Annotated in this window: 2 protein-coding genes; both read left to right on the plus strand. The window is 72.4% G+C overall.

What is annotated here, in order from left to right; translation table 11 throughout:
- Window positions 1-564, plus strand: a 564-nt coding sequence (locus tag JHN63_RS51620; protein ID WP_200692018.1) for a phosphotransferase family protein, incomplete at its 5' end; no start/stop codon positions are given.
- 80 nt (window positions 565-644) lie between these two features.
- Window positions 645-790: zf-TFIIB domain-containing protein (locus JHN63_RS51625; RefSeq protein ID WP_200692019.1), on the plus strand; the 146-nt coding region annotated here is incomplete at its 3' end.

Below are 790 nucleotides of genomic sequence, written 5' to 3' on the forward strand. Positions count from 1 at the left end.
ACCCCGCTCCCACCCATGCGAGGCCCCCTCAAGGCGGTCCGCGCGATCACCCGACTCCGCGAGGCAGCCGCCGACCACCCCGCAGCAGCCCCGGTCCTGGCCGCCTGGAAAACCGTCCCCGCCTGGGCCCGCGCGGAGGCGCTCCAGCCCGACACGACCACCCTCTGCCACGGCGACCTCCACCTCGGCCAGCTCGTCCGGCACCCGGCCCCCGACGGCCCCTGGCTCCTGATCGACGTCGACGACCTGGGCGTAGGAGTTCCGGGTTGGGATTTGGCCCGCCCGGCGGCCTGGTACGCCTGCGGGCTGCTCCCGCCCGACGAGTGGACCCGCTTCCTGACCGCGTACCGCGCCGCGGGCGGCCCGGCCGTCCCCGCCGACGGCGACCCCTGGCCCGCCCTGGACGTCCCGGCCCGCGCCCTCACCGTGCAGACGGCGGCCCTGGCGATCGTCAAGGCGGTCGCGGCGGAGCGTCCACTGGACGAGGTGGAGGGAGCGGTCGTCGACGCCTGTGCCCGAATGGGTTCCGTCCCGCCCGAGTTGACGCCCGGATTCGCGAAGTAGGCTGCAACCGACCGGGGTCGGACGGAGTCTGTCCTGGGGAAACACGAAGACGTACCAACGGCCGAGGAGTTGAGCCGAGCATGCAGTGTCCGAAGTGCCATGCGCCGATGCACACGTACAACCGCAACGGTGTCCAGATCGAACAGTGCAGCAACTGCCGGGGGATCTTCCTCGACTACGGCGAGCTGGAGGCGCTGACCCGAGTGGAGTCCCAGTGGCAGCAGCC

Source organism: Streptomyces sp. MBT65 (assembly GCF_016612545.1).
GTDB lineage: Bacteria > Actinomycetota > Actinomycetes > Streptomycetales > Streptomycetaceae > Streptomyces.